This window comes from Kitasatospora sp. NPDC001261 (assembly GCF_042896795.1).
Lineage (GTDB): Bacteria > Actinomycetota > Actinomycetes > Streptomycetales > Streptomycetaceae > Kitasatospora.
In genome coordinates this window covers 59,597-73,982 of sequence record NZ_JBIAXP010000013.1, presented here as the reverse complement: position 1 = coordinate 73,982, position 14,386 = coordinate 59,597, and the positions used below count along the sequence as shown (strand labels likewise).

Annotated in this window: 16 protein-coding genes; 9 read left to right on the top strand and 7 right to left on the bottom strand. The window is 75.3% G+C overall.

Annotated features, from left to right (window positions below; genetic code table 11):
• Positions 1-83: 83 nt before the first annotated feature.
• The 3 genes from ACFY4B_RS18665 to ACFY4B_RS18655 all read left to right on the top strand — a co-directional run bounded on the left by ACFY4B_RS18665 (position 84) and on the right by ACFY4B_RS18655 (position 2,031).
• Positions 84-749 (top strand): DUF4097 family beta strand repeat-containing protein, encoded by a 666-nt coding sequence (locus tag ACFY4B_RS18665; RefSeq protein WP_387968934.1) that lies wholly within the window; start codon positions 84-86, stop codon positions 747-749.
• A gap of 39 nt (positions 750-788) precedes the next feature.
• Positions 789-1,625, top strand: a complete 837-nt coding sequence (locus ACFY4B_RS18660) for an alpha/beta fold hydrolase (protein ID WP_387968931.1) — start codon at positions 789-791, stop codon at positions 1,623-1,625.
• A gap of 61 nt (positions 1,626-1,686) precedes the next feature.
• Positions 1,687-2,031 carry a hypothetical protein gene (locus tag ACFY4B_RS18655; protein ID WP_387968928.1) on the top strand — a complete coding sequence of 115 codons (345 nt, stop codon included), beginning with the start codon at positions 1,687-1,689 and terminating at the stop codon, positions 2,029-2,031.
• 31 nt (positions 2,032-2,062) lie between these two features.
• Here the strand turns inward: ACFY4B_RS18655 and ACFY4B_RS18650 are convergent, their stop codons facing one another.
• Positions 2,063-3,220 (bottom strand): acyltransferase family protein, encoded by a 1,158-nt coding sequence (locus ACFY4B_RS18650; RefSeq protein ID WP_387968925.1) that lies wholly within the window; start codon positions 3,218-3,220, stop codon positions 2,063-2,065.
• A 138-nt stretch (positions 3,221-3,358) separates the two neighbouring features.
• On the opposite strand from ACFY4B_RS18650, the gene ACFY4B_RS18645 reads away from it, so the two are divergent.
• Positions 3,359-4,009 (top strand): GNAT family N-acetyltransferase, encoded by a 651-nt coding sequence (locus ACFY4B_RS18645; protein WP_387968922.1) that lies wholly within the window; start codon positions 3,359-3,361, stop codon positions 4,007-4,009.
• A gap of 109 nt (positions 4,010-4,118) precedes the next feature.
• Here the strand turns inward: ACFY4B_RS18645 and ACFY4B_RS18640 are convergent, their stop codons facing one another.
• Positions 4,119-4,835 (bottom strand): HAD family hydrolase, encoded by a 717-nt coding sequence (locus ACFY4B_RS18640; RefSeq protein WP_387968919.1) that lies wholly within the window; start codon positions 4,833-4,835, stop codon positions 4,119-4,121.
• Positions 4,836-4,872: 37 nt separating this feature from the next.
• Positions 4,873-5,496, bottom strand: a complete 624-nt coding sequence (locus tag ACFY4B_RS18635; protein ID WP_387968916.1) for a TetR/AcrR family transcriptional regulator — start codon at positions 5,494-5,496, stop codon at positions 4,873-4,875.
• Positions 5,497-5,656: 160 nt separating this feature from the next.
• Between ACFY4B_RS18635 and ACFY4B_RS18630 the strand changes: the two genes are divergently transcribed.
• Positions 5,657-6,358: an SDR family oxidoreductase gene (locus tag ACFY4B_RS18630; protein ID WP_049655318.1), complete on the top strand. Its 702-nt coding sequence runs from the start codon at positions 5,657-5,659 to the stop codon at positions 6,356-6,358.
• Between the two features lie 72 nt (positions 6,359-6,430).
• Positions 6,431-6,853: a tautomerase family protein gene (locus ACFY4B_RS18625; protein ID WP_049655321.1), complete on the top strand. Its 423-nt coding sequence runs from the start codon at positions 6,431-6,433 to the stop codon at positions 6,851-6,853.
• A 127-nt stretch (positions 6,854-6,980) separates the two neighbouring features.
• Here the strand turns inward: ACFY4B_RS18625 and ACFY4B_RS18620 are convergent, their stop codons facing one another.
• Together ACFY4B_RS18620 and ACFY4B_RS18615 are read right to left on the bottom strand one after the other, a co-directional pair.
• Positions 6,981-8,186 (bottom strand): alpha/beta hydrolase family protein, encoded by a 1,206-nt coding sequence (locus ACFY4B_RS18620; protein ID WP_387968913.1) that lies wholly within the window; start codon positions 8,184-8,186, stop codon positions 6,981-6,983.
• A 162-nt stretch (positions 8,187-8,348) separates the two neighbouring features.
• The gene (locus ACFY4B_RS18615; protein ID WP_049661305.1) at positions 8,349-8,681 is read right to left on the bottom strand and encodes a helix-turn-helix transcriptional regulator; all 333 of its coding nucleotides are present in this window, start codon (positions 8,679-8,681) and stop codon (positions 8,349-8,351) included.
• A gap of 134 nt (positions 8,682-8,815) precedes the next feature.
• Between ACFY4B_RS18615 and ACFY4B_RS18610 the strand changes: the two genes are divergently transcribed.
• Positions 8,816-10,003 carry an MFS transporter gene (locus ACFY4B_RS18610; RefSeq protein WP_387968910.1) on the top strand — a complete coding sequence of 396 codons (1,188 nt, stop codon included), beginning with the start codon at positions 8,816-8,818 and terminating at the stop codon, positions 10,001-10,003.
• Between the two features lie 76 nt (positions 10,004-10,079).
• On the opposite strand, the gene pgm is transcribed toward ACFY4B_RS18610, so the two are convergent.
• Together pgm and ACFY4B_RS18600 are read right to left on the bottom strand one after the other, a co-directional pair.
• On the bottom strand, positions 10,080-11,720 hold the full coding sequence (pgm, locus tag ACFY4B_RS18605) for a phosphoglucomutase (alpha-D-glucose-1,6-bisphosphate-dependent) (RefSeq protein ID WP_387968908.1): 1,641 nt from the start codon (positions 11,718-11,720) through the stop codon (positions 10,080-10,082).
• Positions 11,721-11,864: 144 nt separating this feature from the next.
• Entirely contained in the window at positions 11,865-12,164 is a 300-nt protein-coding gene (locus ACFY4B_RS18600) for a YciI family protein (protein ID WP_117485380.1), read from the bottom strand.
• 252 nt (positions 12,165-12,416) lie between these two features.
• Here ACFY4B_RS18600 and ACFY4B_RS18595 point away from each other — a divergent pair, with 252 nt between their 5' ends.
• Positions 12,417-12,749 (top strand): hypothetical protein, encoded by a 333-nt coding sequence (locus ACFY4B_RS18595; RefSeq protein ID WP_387968905.1) that lies wholly within the window; start codon positions 12,417-12,419, stop codon positions 12,747-12,749.
• 63 nt (positions 12,750-12,812) lie between these two features.
• On the top strand, positions 12,813-14,333 hold the full coding sequence (locus ACFY4B_RS18590; protein ID WP_387968902.1) for an FAD-binding protein: 1,521 nt from the start codon (positions 12,813-12,815) through the stop codon (positions 14,331-14,333).
• Positions 14,334-14,386: the final 53 nt, after the last annotated feature.

Sequence of the window (14,386 nt, the reverse complement as noted above, 5' to 3'; positions counted from 1 at the left end):
AACTAGTTGCCGAGATCTTGAAAGCAACGTAGCGTTTCTAATGTCGGAAACACCGATGGAACGAAACCGCACAGGAGCGCAGCATGCAGAAGTTCGCCACCCCCGCCCCGGTCACCGTCGTCCTGGACATCCCCGGCGGGCGCGTGCGGTTCATCGCCGCCGAGCGCGTCGACACCACCGTCGAGGTCCGGGCCGCCGAGCCCGGCAAGGGCCGCGACGTCCGGGCCGCCGAGCAGACCGCCGTCACCTACGAGGACGGCGTCCTGCGGATCGTCACCTCCGCGCCCGGAAGCCAGCTCCTCGGCCCCACCGGCTCCCTGGAGGTCACCGTCCAGCTGCCGGCCGGCTCCGCCGTACGGGGCAAGGCCGCGGCCGCCGAACTGCGCGTCGTCGGCCGCCTGGGCGACGTCGCCTTCGACGGCGCGTACCGCCACACCAAGGTCGACGAGGCGGCGAGCCTGCACCTGAGCGCCGTCGACGGCGACGTCGAGGTCGGCCGCCTCGGCGGGCCCGCCCGGATCAGCACCACCCGGGGCGACATCCGCGTCACCGAGGCCCACCGGGGCACCGTCGAGCTGAGCACCCAGTCCGGGAGCATCACCGTCGGCGCCGCCGCCGGGGTCTGCGCCGCCCTGGACGCCGGCACCGGCCACGGCCGCGTCGCCAACTCCCTGCGCAACGAGGGCGCCACCGTGCTCGACATCCGCGCCACCACCTCCCACGGCGACATCACCGCCCGCAGCCTCTGACCCCGTCCCGGGGCCCGACACCCGTCCAAGGGGGACACCATGACGAACAGCACCGCGCCCGCGACCGGACCCGCCCCGTGGACCGGCCTGGTGCCGGTCGACGACACCGCCCTGGCCGCCACCGACACCGGCGGCCCCGGCCTGCCCGTGCTCTACCTCAACGGCCAGTTCGCCACCCAGGGCTACTGGCGGCGCGTCCTCGCCGACCTCGGCCCCGGCCTGCGGCACATCACCTACGACGAGCGGGCCCGCGGCCGGACGTCGAAGCGCTCCGCGGACTACTCCTTCGAGGCCGCCGTCCGGGACGTCGACGCCGTCCTCGCGGCCCGCGGCGTGCGGCGGGCGCTGCTGGTGGGCTGGTCCTACGGGGCGTTCGTCGCCGCGCACTGGGCCTCGCGCAACCCGGGCCGCGCCGTCGGCGCGGTCCTGGTGGACGGCGCGCTGCCCTACGACTGGCTGACCGAGGAGCTGGAGCGGCGCATCCGCACGCAGTTCCGGCGGTGGGCGCCGCTCATGGCGCTGGCCCGCCCCACCGGCCTGACCCCGCGGATGACCCACCGGCAGATGTCGGAGTCCAACATCGAACTCGGCAGGATCGGCAGCGCCGCCGCCCTGGGCCCGGTGCTGGACGCCATCACCGTCCCGACCCGGTACGTGATCGCCTCGGGGACCTCGCTGGGCAGCAAGGGCGACGAGCAGGAGCTGATCCGCGCGGCCCTGCCGGCGGTCACCGCGCGCAACCCGCACATCCGGATCAGCGCGAAGGTGCCCAGCAACCACGGCGCGATCCTGAAGAAGGACTTCCGCGCCATCGCCGACGCGGTGCGCGAGGTCGCCGCCCTCGACGCCCCCGACCGCCCCGCCACCGGCCGCTGACGGCCCGTCCGCCGGAGTACCCGGCCGCAGGCCCCGGCGCGGCCCCGGCCATCATGGGGGCATGTCAGCGATCACGACCATCCTGCTCAGCCCCGGCGGCTGGGCGGACGACGACGACGTCGTCGCCGAGCTCAACGCACGCCTCGCCCCGCTGAGCCCCGACCTGCCCGGCCGCTGGAACCTGCGGAACATCTCCACCGAGGACCACCCCTGGGGCGGCACGAAGCGGCCTCCCCACCTCTACGGCGGCGCCCTGAACCACCTGCCGTTCGCCGACTTCGCCCGGATCGCCGCGCGGCTCCCCTGGTCGGACCCCGAGCAGTTCCAGCTGTTCGCCATGGGGGACGGCGAAGGCCGCTTCCGGACACTCACCCTGGCCGACCTACGGGCCTGGCCGACGGACTGAACGGCGCGCCCCTCGCCCGTACCGCCGTCCCTCAGCCGGCTCCCGCCGCCCGGCCGGCGAGGCGCCGTACCGCGGGGCGCTCGACCAGGGCGTGGCTGAGGGCCCCGGCGGCCAGGGTCGCGCCGAAGGCGGCGACGGTCAGCAGGGCGGCGAGCGGCGCGGGGTAGGTGCGGTCGCCGAACAGCAGGGGACGGCCGTGGAAGAGGACGACGCCCTGGCAGAGGTAGAAGCCGAAGGAGACGGCGCCCAGCCACTGGGCCGGGCGGCGCGGCGGCGGGTCCCCGGCGCCGCGCCGCAGGTCGTGCTGGGCGGCGGCGCAGATGACCAGCGCGAGCGGCAGGACCATCGGCAGGACGAAGTCGTAGGGCGAGGGGACGGCGAGCGCGAGCGCGTAGGCGGGCGCCACCAGGAAGGCGGCGGCGGCCAGGGGGACGCGCGGGGCGCGGCCGGCGGCGACGGCGCGGGCCAGCAGCATGCCGAGGACGAACTCCGGCAGCCGGGCCGGCGGGAAGAGGTAGCCGAACCACAGCTGGTCGAGGGAGACGGGCAGTTGGGGGATCCGGGGCCGGTCGGACAGCAGGACCGCGTCGGCTCCCGCGACGGCCGCGGCGGCCAGCAGGGCGGCGGCCAGGGCCGGGAGCAGGGCGCGTGCGGGCAGGCACCGTACGGCGCGGTGCAGGAGCGGGAAGAGCAGGTAGAACAGGGCCTCGCAGCACAGCGACCAACTGGGCATGTTCATCCCCGAGTTGATGTCCGGGTCGGGCGAGTAGGCGTGGACGAGCAGGAGGTTGGGCAGCCAGGTGCGCACCGGGGCGGCCCAGGCGAACAGGAGGGCGGCGGCCGCCCACATCGCCAGGTGGCTGGGGTAGATCCGGGCCAGGCGCCGGCGCCAGAACGCGGCGGGGCGTTCGCGCTCGCGCGCGGACCAGGTCAGGACGAAGCCGCTGAGGACGAAGAAGAACGAGACCCCGGCGTAGCCGGCCTTGGAGGTGGCGTGGGCGAGGGCGGCGGCGAGGCGGGGGTCGGCGAAGAAGCCGAGCGGGGCACCGGGGTGCAGCGGGTCGGCGACGAGGAAGGCGTGGAAGAGGAAGACGGCGAGGGCGGCGGCGAAGCGCAGGGAGGTGAGGGTGGGCAGGCGGTGCGGGGGTGGCGGTCCTCCGACCAGCCGAGTATCACTTCGTGCGCTCATCGCACGACTGTAGGTGACGGTGCGTCAAGTCGGGTCGCCGCCGCTGTCCCCCGGGAGGTGGATTCGGGGCGGAGGCGGACGTGAAGGCGAGGTGGAAATGGCGGTGCGCGGCGCGGGCGGGCTGGGCACACTGGCTCGATGATCATCGACCACTGGCCCCTGCGGGGGCTGCGCGTGTCCTCGCCCCGCCTGGAGCTTCGCCTGCCCACCGAGGACGAACTCGCCGAGGTGGCCGACATCGCCGCCCGCGGCGTCCACCCGCCCGAGGAGCGCCCGTTCCTGACGCCGTGGGGCGAGCTGCCGCCGGCCGAACGGGCCCGGCACGTGGTGCAGTTGCACTGGCGGCGGCTGGGGCGCTGGAGCGCCCAGGACTGGGCGCTGAACCTGGTGGCCTTCCACGAGGGGCGCCCGGTGGGCATCCAGGACATGCGCGCCAAGGAGTTCGGCGTGCGGCGCGAGATCGTCTCAGGCTCCTGGCTCGGCCTGGAGTTCCAGGGCAAGGGCCTGGGCACCGAGATGCGCGCCGCGATGCTCCACCTGGCCTTCGCGGAGCTGGGGACGCGGTCGGCGAGGTCGCTGTCCTTCGCCGACAACCACTCCTCCCTGGCCGTCTCGCGCCGGCTCGGCTACCGCGGCGACGGCATCGACCGCGACGTCCTGGACGGGCGGGTGGTGGTCTCCCAGCGCCTGCGCCTGACCCCCGAGGCCTGGGCCGGGCACGCCCGCACCCCGGTCACCGTCACCGGCCTGGACGAGGGCTGCCGCGCCCTGTTCGGCCTCGACGACTGAGCACCCGACCGGGACGCCCGCGCGCCGGGCGAGCGGCGCAGCGCGCCCACTCCCCCGCGACGCGGGAAGTCGGCCCGGCCGACTTCCCGCGCGACCGGGCGGCCCCGGCTCAGGTCCGCAGGGCGGCGGGCAGTTCGGCCAGGGTGTGCAGGACGTGGATGCCGTCGTCGACCGGGGTGCGGGAGGCGGCGCGGTCGAGCCAGAAGGGGCGCAGGCCGGCGCCCCGGGCGCCGAGGGCGTCCAGGTCGTACCTGTCGCCGACGTAGGCGACCTCGTGCGGGGGCAGGCCCAGGCGGGCGCAGCCGGTCAGGAAGATGGCGGGGGCGGGTTTGGCCTCGCCGGGCCGGTCGGAGCCGACGAGGGCGGTGTCGGCGAAGTGGTGCAGCAGGCCGGTGGCGTGGAGTTTGGGACGCTGCTGGTCCATCGGGGCGTTGGAGACGATGCCGAGCCGGTGGGTGGAAGCGAGGGCGGCCAGGACGGGGGCGGCGTCGGGGAAGGCGGTCCAGGCGGCGTCGCGGTGGGCGGTGTAGCCGGCGAACCAGGCGGTGGCGGCCTCGTCGGGCATGGCGGCGGTGTCCTCGCCGAGGCGGGCGAGGAAGCGGCGGACGCGTTCGCGCTGCTGGCCGGTGAAGGTGAGTTCCCCGGCCAGGAAGCGGGCGTACTGCTCGTCCAGGATCTCGCGCCACAGCGCCACCGCCGTCTGCGGGTCGGGGACGCGGCGCAGGAGGTCGAGGTGGCGCAGGTGGGCGAGGATGCCCGCCCGTTCCGAGCCCGAGTAGTCGAACAGGGTGTCGTCGACGTCGAAGAGCACGCCTCTGATCGGCACGGTCCGTCCTTTCGCCAGGTCCACGTACGTACGGACCCTACGCGGTCGCCGGCTCCCCGCTCCCGTTTCCGTCCCCGTCCCCGCCCCCGTCGTCGACGGCCAGGCGGTGGCGGGCGGCGGCCAGGAACTCCCCGGACAGGTCGGGGTCCTGGCTCGCCCGGGCGAGCAGCAGTGCTCCGACCATGGTGGACAGGTCGGCGAGCGCCTCCTGCCGTTCGGCGGGTTCGGGCAGGGCCGCCAGGGCGTCGACGAGGTCGCGCAGTCCGGCGGTGTAGGCGGTGCGCAGCGGGGTGCCGGGTTCGGTGCGGGCGGCGTCGGCGGCGAGGGCGGCGGCGGCGCAGCCGTGGCCGGGGTGGTCGCGGTGGAGTTCGGACAGGTAGCGGTGGAGGAACTCGGCGCGGGGGGTGCGCCGGGCGGGCGGCTGGTCGGCGAGTTGTTCCATGGCGTCGCGCCGTTCGGTGAAGGCGGCGGTGAGGGCCTCGGCGAGGAGGTCGTCCTTGGAGGCGAAGTGCCGGTAGAAGCCGCCGTGGGTGAGTCCGGCGGCGGCCATCGCCTCGGGGACGCTGACCTGGTCGGCGCCCTTCTCCCGGATCAGGCGGGCGGTGTGGTCGACGACCCGGCTGCGGGTGCGTTCGGCCTCGGCGCGGGACACGCGGGGCATGCCGCGGCTCCTTCCCTCTCGTACGACGCGTGGTGCGTCCGGTCGGTGCTTCCACTTGGTGCGTCCACTTTCCCATCCCCTTTAGATGATGGTAATAATCTAAATGCTGCGGCACCCGCCGGCGACGGCCCGTGCCGCCCCGAGAGCGAGGAGATGCACCATGACCGTGATCGAAGGCTCCACCGCCCTGGTCACCGGAGGCCGCCGGGGCCTGGGCCGGGCGTTCACCGCGGAACTGCTGGCCCGCGGCGCGAAGAAGGTCTACGCCACCGCCCGCACCCCCGACACCAGCGAGGACCCGCGCGTGGAGGTCCTCGCGCTGGACGTCACCGACGACGCCTCGGTGGCCGCCCTCGCGGCCCGCGCCGACGACGTCGACATCGTCTTCAACAACGCCGGCGTCCTGTACCCGGCGCCGCTGCTCAGCGCCGACCTCGCGCTGGTCCGGGACACCTTCGAGACCAACGTGCTCGGCCCGCTGCGCATCGCCCAGGCCTTCGCCCCGGTGCTGGCCGCCCGCGGCGGCGGCGCGCTGGTCGACATCCACTCGCTGCTGTCCTGGGGCGCCGGGGCCGGGGCCTACGGGGCCTCCAAGGCCGCGCTGTGGTCCCTGACCAACTCGCTGCGCCTGGAACTCGCCGCCCAGCGCACGCAGGTCGTCGGCGTGCACCTGGGCTTCGCGGACACCGAGATGGTCGCGGCCGTCCCGGTCGACAAGATCCCGCCCGCCGAGGTGGCCCGCGCCGTCCTGGACGGCGTCGAGCGCGGCGAGCACGAGGTGCTGGTCGACGACGCCACCCGGGCCCTGAAGGCCGCCCTGTCGGGCCCCGTGGACGACCTGGCCGTCCTCGGCCGCCGCTGACACCCCGGCAGGACCACCGGCCCGACCGCCGACGAAAAACCCCGACCCGACCGACGACCAGGAGGAACCGCCATGCCCCTGTGGCACGTCTACCACCCGCCCGGCACCTACGACCCCGGGCAGAAGAAGCAGCTCTCCACCGACATCACGGGCTTCTACACCCGCTTCGGACTGCCGAAGTTCTACGTGGTGGTCCTCTTCCACGAGGTCGCCGCCGACTCCTTCCACGTCGGCGGCGAACCGCACGGCGCGGCCGTACGGGTCGTGGTCGAGCACATCGCCCGCCACACCGAGGACCCGGACCTGCGCAGGCGCACCCGCGAGGCGCTCGCCGCCCTCCTCGCGCCCCACACCACCGACCGCGGCCTGTACTGCGAGTTCCACGTCGACGAGACGCCGCGGAACCTGTGGATGATCGACGGCCTCACCCCGCCCCCGGAGCAGAGCGAGACCGAGAAGCTGTGGGCCCGGGAGAACCGCCCGCTCCCGTACTGACGCACCCGCGCCCGCGCCGACACCGCCACCGTCGATCCCGACGGTGGCGGTTTCGGCGCGAGACGCCACGGTCCCGGGCCTCGGGGCGGCGCACAGCGGGCCGAACGGGCTTGCGGGCGGCGGGGGTTCACGCGTCGAAGCGGACCTCGGGCCACTGCGGCGCGGGGGCGTCCAGCAGCGGGGCGGGGATGCCGCACAGGTGGAGGCCGAAGTAGGCGGTGAGGTAGGCGCGTTGGGCGGCGACGGCGCGCTGGGGGTCGCCGGTGCCGAGGAAGTGTTCCAGCCGGTCGGCGGGCCAGGCGAAGACGGACTGCCCCTGGGGGACGAGCAGTTGCAGGTCACAGTAGGACAGGTGGCCGGAGCGGGTGAGGGTCAGGCGCCGGCGCCAGCCGGTCAGGTGCGGCCACAGGGTGTCCCACATGGCGTCGCGGGCGGGGCTGTCCCAGGCGGAGGCCATCAGCAGCAGGGGGCGGGTCTGGTCGGCGGTGGCGGCGGGGCCGAACAGGGGGCCGTCCAGGACCGCGCCGGCGCGGATGCGCGGGTCCTCGTACAGGGCGTGGGCGGTGGTGGCGCCGCCCATGGAGTGGCCGAACATGCCGACGGCGCCGAGGTCGAGGGCGCCGTCCAGGCCGGCGGGCAGCGGGCCGGCCGCCAGGCGGTCGAGCAGGCAGCGCACGTCGGCGGCGCGGTAGGCGACGATCGCGGCGTCGGTCATCGCCTGGACGCGGGCCTTGTCGCGCACCTCCAGGCGGTGGCCGGGGAACTCGACCTCCCCGGCGTCGTAGGTGTGGTCGACGGCGGCGACGACGTGGCCGTGGGAGGCGAGCTCCTCGGCCAGCGCGGTGTTGAAGGCGCTGTCGGCGCCGGAGCCGTGGGAGTTGAGGACCACGGGGTGGCGGCGGGTGCGGTCGGCGGGCGCGTCCGGGCGGGCGTGGGTGGCGGGCCAGGCGAGGCGGGCGCCGGGGACAGCGAAGTAGTCGGCCTGCAGGTGGGCGGTCTCGGCGGGGCTCATCCACGGCGCGTACGGGCCCCGGGCACCCGGGGCGGCGGGGTACCAGAGGCGGGCGCGCAGTTCGCGCGGGCGCGGCGCGGGGGCCCAGGCGTCGGTGCGGGCCGGGTCGTCCAGGTACAGCAGGGCGGTGCCCACGGGGCGGGGGCCGGTGGGCGCGGGCAGGCTCAGGCAGGGCCGCCCCGCGGCGTCGGCCGGTACGGCGTCGGCGCGCACGGGCCCGCCGCCGGCGACGGCTCCGGCGGCGCCCAGGGCGAGCGCCCCGAGCACGCCCCGACGGCTGAGCGGACGGCCGGACGGGAGGCCGGGCTGGGATCTGGTCACGGGCGTGCTCCTGCGGCGATCGGGTCGGCGGGCGGCGTGCCCGTCCACCGTGCCGCCGAGCCCCGCCCGGGCGCGTCCGCCGGGGGCAGGAGCCGCCGCCGCGCCGTACGACCACGGACATAGGCCCGCGGCGGCAGCAGAAAACCCAGAGCCGGCCAGCTGCTACCGCGCGGGGGCCGCCTGGGCCGCCAGGAGCGCGTCGAGCAGCCCGGGGAAGCGGCTGTCGAGGTCGGCGCGGCGCAGGCTGACGAAGCGGTTGCGCCCGGCGACGCGGGTGGTGGTGACGCCGGCCTCGCGCAGCACCCGCATGTGGTGGGAGACGGTCGACTTGTGGAGGTGGTCCAGGCCCAGGTCGCGCGGGCCGCAGGAGTGCTCGGCGTCGTCGGCGTAGCTGAGCAGCAGGGTCATGCGCACGGGGTCGCCCAGGGCGTGCAGGACGGTGACGAGGTCGATGTCGGCGGTGGCGGGCTGGGGAAGCCGCTCGTCGTCGGTCATGGCGCACGCTCCTCGGGCCGCCGGGGGGACACAGATGGTTTGACAATCATCCACCAATCCCCGAGTGTTTGACGAGCGTCAAACTGTTGCATGCTTATCCAACAATCCGTTCCTGTGTCCCGGGGGGCCCTCCCGTGCCCGTTCGTCTGCTCCTGCTCGCCCTCGGCACCTTCGCCATGGGCACCGACTCGATGGTCTTCGCCGGCATCCTCGGCCCGATCTCCGCCGACCTGGGGGTGTCGGTGCCGGCCGCCGGCCAGCTGGTCACCGTCTTCGCCCTCGGCTACGCGCTGCTGGCCCCGGTGCTGGCCACGCTCACCGCCCGCTGGCCGCGCCGGCGCCTGCTGCTGACCGCGCTCGTCGTGTTCAGCGCGGCCAACGCGCTCAGCGCGCTCGCCCCCACCTACGAACTGCTGCTGGCCACCCGGGTGCTGGCGGCGGCCGGCGCCGCCCTCTACACGCCGACCGCCAACGCGGTGGCCACCACGCTGGTCGCCCCCGAGCGGCGCGGCCGGGCGCTGGCCACCGTGCTCGGCGGCATGACGGTGGCCACCGCCCTCGGGGTGCCGCTGGGCACCTGGATCGGGCGCGCCGACTGGCGGATGACGATGTGGCTGGTCACCGCCCTGGGCGTGGCCGCCTTCGCCGGCCTGGCGGCGCTGCTGCGCGACCTGCCCGCCCCCACCGCCGCCCCCACCCTCGCGGCGCGCCTGGCGCCGCTGGGCCGGCGCCGGGTGCTGGGCGCCGCCGCCACCACGCTGGTGTTCTTCCTCGCCTTCCAGAGCGTCTACATCTACCTGTCCACCGCGGTGTCCGGCGCCACCAGCGGCGACGCCGACCGGCTGAGCCTGGTCCTGCTGACCAGCGGCGTGATGTCGGTGGCCGGCAGCTGGCTGGGCGGGCGCCTGGTGGACCGCCTCGGGGTGCGGCGGGTGCTGCTGACCGGCTCGGCGGTGGCCGCGGCCGCGTTCACCGCGCTGCCCTGGCTGGGGCTCACCATGCCGGGGGCGCTGGCCTACGCGGTGGTGGTGCCGCTGGCCGGGTGGGCGGTGTCGGTGGCGCTGCCGCACCGGCTGGCGTCGATCGACCCGGCCAACGCGCCGCTGCTGATCTCGCTGAACAGCAGCGCCCTGTACCTGGGGACGGCGGTCGGCGGCGTGGCCGGCTCGGCGGCGATCGCGGTGCTGGGCGGGCGCTGGTTCCCGTTCGCGGCGGCGGCGCTGGCGCTGGCCGCGTGCGCGGTCGCGGCGGCGACCACCCGCGACGAGCGGGCCGCCCGCGCGGCGGCCCCGGCCCCGCGGCGGGAGCCGTCCCGCGCCTGAGGGACGACCTGCGCCCGGGCAGAGGCCCGTGCCCCGGTCCGGCAGGCCGCCGGACCGGGGCACGGGCGTACCGGGTTCAGCCCCGCAGGACCTCGCCGACCAGGGCGCGGGCCTCGTCCTGCACCCGGGCGAGGTGCTCGTCGCCGTGGAAGGACTCGGCGTAGATCTTGTACACGTCCTCGGTGCCCGAGGGCCGGGCCGCGAACCAGGCGTTCTCCGTACAGACCTTGATGCCGCCGATCAGGGCGCCGTTGCCGGGGGCCTTGGCGAGGACGGCGGTGATCTTCTCCCCGGCGATCTCACCGGCGCCGACCCGCTCCGGGGAGAGCCGGGCCAGGCGGGCCTTCTGCTCGCGGTCGGCGGGGGCGTCCACCCGGGCGTAGGAGGGGGCGCCGTGGCGCTCGGTCAGGTCGCGGTAGCGGGCGCTGGGGGTCTCGCCGGTGACGGCGGTGATCTCGGCGGCCAGCAGGGCGAGCAGGATGCCGTCCTTGTCGGTGGTCCACACCCCGCCGTCGCGGCGCAGGAAGGAGGCGCCGGCGCTCTCCTCGCCGCCGAAGCCGATCGAGCCCTCCAGCAGGCCGTCGACGAACCACTTGAAGCCGACCGGGACCTCCACCAGGGCGCGGCCGAGGTCGGCGGCGACGCGGTCGAGCATCGAGGAGGAGACCAGGGTCTTGCCGACGCCCGCGTCGCCGGGCCAGTCGGCGCGGTGGCGGTAGAGGTAGTCGACGGCCACCGCCAGGTAGTGGTTGGGGTTCATCAGGCCGCCGTCGGGGGTGACGATGCCGTGCCGGTCGGCGTCGGCGTCGTTGCCGGTGGCGATGGCGTACTCGTCCTTGCGGCCGATGAGGGAGGCCATCGCGGCCGGGGAGGAGCAGTCCATGCGGATCTTCCCGTCCCAGTCCAGCGTCATGAACCGCCAGGTCGGGTCGGTCCGCGGGTTGACGACGGTCAGGTCCAGGCGGTGGGTCTCGGCGATGCGCGCCCAGTAGGCCACCGACGCGCCGCCCAGCGGGTCGGCGCCGATGCGCAGGCCCGCCTCCCGCACCGCGTCCAGGTCCAGGACGGAGGGCAGGTCGTCGACGTAGGCGGTGAGGTAGTCGTGGCGCCCGGTGGTGGCGGCGGCCAGCGCCCGCGCGTAGGGGACCTTCCTGACGCCGCGCATGCCCTCGCGGATCAGCTCGTTGGCGCGGTCCTGGATCCGGTTGGTGGCCTGCGAGCCGGCCGGCCCGCCGCTGGGCGGGTTGTACTTGAAGCCGCCGTCGCGCGGCGGGTTGTGCGAGGGGGTGACCACGATGCCGTCGGCGAGCGCGCGCGGGCTGCGCCGGTTGTGGGCGAGGATCGCGTGCGAGACCGCCGGGGTGGGGGTGTAGCCGTCGGCGGCGTCGATCAGCACGTGCACGCCGTTGGCGGCCAGCACCTCCAGGGCGGTGGCCTTGGCCGGCTCGGAGAGGGCGTGGGTGTCCGCGCCCAGGAACACCGGTCCCGCGACGCCCTGTTCGGCCCGGTACTCGCAGATCGCCTGCGTGGTCGCGGCGATGTGGTCCTCGTTGAAGGCCCCGTCCAGCGACGAGCCCCGGTGCCCCGAGGTCCCGAACGCCACCCGCTGCCCGGGCTCCTGCGGATCCGGGTTCAGCGCGTAGTACGCCGTCACCAGCCGCGCCACGTCCACCAGGTCACCGGGCTGCGCCGGCTGCCCGGCCCGTGCGTGTGCCATCCGTCTTCTCCCGCCGAAAGTCGGTACTCGCGATACGTCCTCGCCCCGTGTTCACCGATCGTAGCCAGAACGCGACCGTGCCCCGAACCGCGCGAACGGCCCGGGGCACCACGGACGGACGGGGACCAACGGGGGCGCAGGGCCTCAGCCGGGCAGCTGCTGGCGGTGGGCCGCCAGCTCCGGGGCGGTGGTGGTGGCGAGGAACTCCGTCACCCGGTACTGCGTCAACCCGGCCCGCACGAACGGGTCGGTGGCCACCAGCGCCTCGATCCGGGCCCGGTCCCCGCCCACCGCGAGGATCACCCCGCCGTCGCGCGGCACCTTGCGCCCCGAGGCGAGGAAGGTGCCCGCCGCGTAGTGCTCCTCGAGCCACGCGATGTGCCGCGGCAGCGCCTCCTCGATCGACTCCAGGGCGGCGGTGTACGTCAACTCCAGTACGAACATGGCGCCCAGGCTAGCGTCCGCCACCGCGCCCGGAGGGTGCCGACCCCCATCCTGCCAGCTCAGGGCAACGCTCCGGTAGGACGCAGCACACCCTTCTTCCGCCTTGCCGCGCCCCGCCCCGCGCCCGCAGACTCGTGCGCATCCCACCGCGAACCCCGCGCCCACCGCCCTGCCCAGGGCGGCCGGCGCGCACGGCGTGCTGCCCGCACGCGGCGGGAGGCAGCTCACGAACGGCGAAGGGGGACACGCGACATGAACGAGGACCTGGTGCTGAGGGCACGGGTGCGGCTGCTGCTGAACGACGACTGGATCCTGTACGGCGAGGACGCGCTGTGGGTCTACCGCGCGCTGTTCGCGGTCAACCCGCGGGTCCACGCCCACCGGCTCGTCCACGCCCTGCTGGACGCGGTCCGCTCCCCGCTGGTGGCCGACCTGCCCCGGGCCCGGCTGGCCCTGCTGGAGGAGGCCGCGACGGCCACCGCCTGGATGGACAACGACCGGGACCCGTACCGGCCGATGCTCGTCAACGCCGTGCTCCACCGCCTCACCGCCCTGCGCGAACAGCTGGACGGTGCGGGGCAGTAGGTGATCACCCGATGGTTGCGGTACAACAATCCCTATTTGACGACTGATCGGAGAAATTCTGATATGAGCAGGTCAGGACTGTCACGCCGCGCCCTCCTCGCCTCGGCCGGCGCCGGCGCCGTCAGCGCCGTCATCGGCTGGAACACCGCCACCGCCGCCTGGGCCACCGAAGCCGACACCGGCGCCGGGACCGCCACGGGCGCCGACATCGCCCGACTGCCCGCCCTGGACGGCACGGTGACCCTCCAGGGCGCCGGCCTGGAACGCTTCGCCACCGACTTCGGCCACCTCGTCACCGCCACCCCCCGGGCCGTCCTGCGCCCCGGCTCGGTACGCGACGTGCAGCAGCTGGTCGCCTTCGCCCGCCGCCACCGCATCCCGGTGGCCGTCAACGGCCAGAGCGGCGACCTCGCCCAGCTCGGCGAGGCCGGCCTGGAGTCGCACTCCAGCTACGGCCAGGCCAACCCCCGCGGCGGCGTCGCCATCGACGCCCGCGGCCTGTCCAAGGTCCTGTCCGTGCGCCCCGGGCGCGCCGTCGTCGAGGCCGGGGCCACCTGGGCGCAGGTCACCGAGGCCGGCCTGGCCGCGGGCTGGGTGCCGCCGGTGCTCACCGACTACCTGCACCTGACCGTGGGCGGCACGCTGAGCGTCGGCGGCATCGGCGGCGGCGTCCAGCGCCACGGCATGCAGGTCGACAACGTGCTGGAACTGGACGTCGTCACCGGCACCGGCGAACTGGTCACCGCCTCCCCCACCCGCAACCGGGAACTGTTCGAGGCCGTGCTGGCCGGCGGCGGCCAGGTCGCCGTCATCGTGCGCGCCACCCTCGCCCTGGTGAAGGTCCGCGAACGCGCCCACGTCTTCTCGCTGTACTACGACGACCTGGACGCCTACCTCGCCGACCAGCAGAAGGTCATGGCCGAGCGCCGCTTCGACCTCCAGGTCGGCGACGTGGTGCGCAGCGAGGACGGTGCGCGCTGGCGGTACAAGGCGGAGCTGGTGGCGTTCGCGGACGCCGGGGGCGCGGTGGACCGGGCGGCGCTGCTGGCGGGGCTGCGCCCGGTGTCGAGCGAGGTGGTGGAGCAGAGCTGGCGGGAGTACGCGTTCCGGGTGGACGGCTTCGCCGGGTACCTGCGCGCGTCGGGGCTGTGGGCGCTGCCCAAGCCGTGGCTGAGCGTGTTCCTGCCGGCGTCCGCGGCGCGGGCGTTCATGGCGCGGGCAGCGGAGGTGCTGACCGCCGCCGACCTGGGGGCGGGGCTGCTGCTGTTCTACCCGTACCAGCGCTCGAAGGTGCGGGCGCCGCTGGCGGTGCTGCCCGGGCAGGAGGTGGGCTGGCACTTCGACCTGCTGGCGTTCCCGGGGCCGGGCTCGGACACGGCGGCGATGCTGGAGCGCAACCGGCGGCTGTACGACCTGGCGGTGGAGCTGGGCGGCAAGCGGTACCTGATCGGGGCGGTGCCGGGGATGACGGGGGCGGACTGGCGGCGCCACTACGGGGGGCTGTGGGAGACGGTGGCGCGGGCCAAGCGCCGCTGGGACCCGGCGGGGATCCTGACGCCGGGGCAGGGCATCCACGCGTCCTGACCGCTCCCCCGGTCCCGGGGCCGCCCGTGTCCGGCGCGGTGTCGGCGGGCGGC

Excerpts from the sequence above, each read along its gene's own strand:
- ACFY4B_RS18665 (WP_387968934.1), top strand. The coding sequence starts at position 84 with ATGCAGAAGTTCGCCACCCCCGCCCCGGTCACCGTCGTCCTGGACATC.
- ACFY4B_RS18660 (WP_387968931.1), top strand. The coding sequence starts at position 789 with ATGACGAACAGCACCGCGCCCGCGACCGGACCCGCCCCGTGGACCGGC.
- ACFY4B_RS18655 (WP_387968928.1), top strand. The coding sequence starts at position 1,687 with ATGTCAGCGATCACGACCATCCTGCTCAGCCCCGGCGGCTGGGCGGAC.
- ACFY4B_RS18650 (WP_387968925.1), bottom strand. The coding sequence starts at position 3,220 with ATGAGCGCACGAAGTGATACTCGGCTGGTCGGAGGACCGCCACCCCCG.
- ACFY4B_RS18645 (WP_387968922.1), top strand. The coding sequence starts at position 3,359 with ATGATCATCGACCACTGGCCCCTGCGGGGGCTGCGCGTGTCCTCGCCC.
- ACFY4B_RS18635 (WP_387968916.1), bottom strand. The coding sequence starts at position 5,496 with ATGCCCCGCGTGTCCCGCGCCGAGGCCGAACGCACCCGCAGCCGGGTC.
- ACFY4B_RS18630 (WP_049655318.1), top strand. The coding sequence starts at position 5,657 with ATGACCGTGATCGAAGGCTCCACCGCCCTGGTCACCGGAGGCCGCCGG.
- ACFY4B_RS18625 (WP_049655321.1), top strand. The coding sequence starts at position 6,431 with ATGCCCCTGTGGCACGTCTACCACCCGCCCGGCACCTACGACCCCGGG.
- ACFY4B_RS18615 (WP_049661305.1), bottom strand. The coding sequence starts at position 8,681 with ATGACCGACGACGAGCGGCTTCCCCAGCCCGCCACCGCCGACATCGAC.
- pgm (WP_387968908.1), bottom strand. The coding sequence starts at position 11,720 with ATGGCACACGCACGGGCCGGGCAGCCGGCGCAGCCCGGTGACCTGGTG.
- ACFY4B_RS18600 (WP_117485380.1), bottom strand. The coding sequence starts at position 12,164 with ATGTTCGTACTGGAGTTGACGTACACCGCCGCCCTGGAGTCGATCGAG.
- ACFY4B_RS18595 (WP_387968905.1), top strand. The coding sequence starts at position 12,417 with ATGAACGAGGACCTGGTGCTGAGGGCACGGGTGCGGCTGCTGCTGAAC.
- ACFY4B_RS18590 (WP_387968902.1), top strand. The coding sequence starts at position 12,813 with ATGAGCAGGTCAGGACTGTCACGCCGCGCCCTCCTCGCCTCGGCCGGC.